1 rRNA gene is annotated in these 1,726 nt (G+C 45.7%); it reads left to right on the top strand.

Going from position 1 to position 1,726, the window contains the following annotated elements:
- Nucleotides 1–1,726: ribosomal RNA gene (locus tag ETR37_RS18430) — 23S ribosomal RNA — on the top strand; the annotation flags it as partial.

Here is a 1,726-nt window from a genome sequence, read left to right as displayed (position 1 = left end):
GGAAAAGAAAATAAATAATGATTTCTTTAGTAGCGGCGAGCGAACGAGAAAGAGCCCAAACCATTTTAAATGGGGTCATAGGACAGACTACATAGAGTTACAAAATTTAATAATAGCAGAAGCTTTTGGGAAGAAGCGGCACAGAAGGTGATACCCCTGTATGCGAAATTATTAAATCTCTTGACTGTATCCTGAGTAGGGCGGGGCACGTGAAACCCTGTCTGAATTTGCCGGGACCACCCGGTAAGGCTAAATACTAACCAGACACCGATAGCGAACTAGTACCGTGAGGGAAAGGTGAAAAGAACCCCGAGAGGGGAGTGAAATAGACTCTGAAACCACTTACTTACAATTAGTCAGAGCCCGTTAATGGGTGATGGCGTACATCTTGCAGTATGGACCGGCGAGTTACTTTAGCATGCAAGGTTAAGCAGATAAAAGCGGAGCCGTAGAGAAATCGAGTCTTAATAGGGCGATTAGTATGCTTGAGTACACCCGAAACCAGGTGACCTATTCATGAGCAGACTGAAACTTAGCTAACCCTAAGTGGAGGGTCGAACCGTAGTACACTGATACGTGCCCGGATGACTTGTGAATAGCGGAGAAATTCCAATCGAACTTGGAGATAGCTGGTTCTCCTCGAAATAGCTTTAGGGCTAGCGTGTAGTGTTAAATAATGGTGGTAAAGCACTGAATATGGAATGGCCTCGCCTAGGGGTACTGACTATAATCAAACTCTGAATACCGTTATGAATTGCTATGCAGTCGGAACCGGGGTGCTAACGTCCCGGCTCGCGAGGGAAACAACCCAGATCGTCAGCTAAGGTCCCAAAATCGTGTTAAGTCAGAAAGGTTGTGAGGTTTCATAAACAACTAGGAAGTTGGCTTAGAAGCAGCCATCTTTTAAAGAGTGCGTAATAGCTCACTAGTCAAGAGACCTTGCGCCGACAATGTAACGGGAGTAAAACACGATACCGAAGCTACGGGTACATTTATGTACGTTAGAGGAGCGTTCTTAGGGCAATGAAGCTAGACTGTAAAGACTAGTGGAGCGCTAAGAAGTGAGAATGCCGGTATGAGTAACGATTCGTAGTGAGAATCTACGACGCCTATTGGGGAAGGTTTCCTGGGCAAGGTTCGTCCACCCAGGGTTAGTCAGGACCTAAGGCGAGGCTGAAAAGCGTAGTCGATGGACAACAGGTTAATATTCCTGTACTTTCTTTAATTGTGATGGAGTGACGGAGAAGGATAAGCATACCTATTATTGGATTTAGGGGTAAGTAGTTACTGGTGATTGTAGGCAAATCCGCAATCTATAACCGGGAGCTATGATGCATAGGACAATTGTCTGAATTTGCCAATTCCATGCTTCCTAGAAAAGCTTCTAAACTTAATGTTATTGAAACCTGTACCGAGAACGGACACACGTCCCCAAGATGAGTATTCTAAGGCGAGCGAGAAAACTAGTGTTAAGGAACTCTGCAAAATGACCCCGTAAGTTCGCAAGAAGGGGCGCCTATGGTAACACATAGGCCACAGTAAATTATGAGGGGCAACTGTTTATCAAAAACACAACTCTCTGCTAAACCGCAAGGTGATGTATAGGGGGTGAAGCCTGCCCAGTGCCCGAAGGTTAAGTGGATGCGTTAGCTTATGCGAAGCGTTGAAATGAAGCCCGGGTGAACGGCGGCCGTAACTATAACGGTCCTAAGGTAGCGAAATTCCT

Source organism: Geobacillus sp. PK12 (assembly GCF_004123125.1).
Lineage (GTDB): Bacteria > Bacillota > Bacilli > Bacillales > Anoxybacillaceae > Geobacillus > Geobacillus zalihae.
This window is presented reverse-complemented; position numbering and strand designations above follow the sequence as displayed.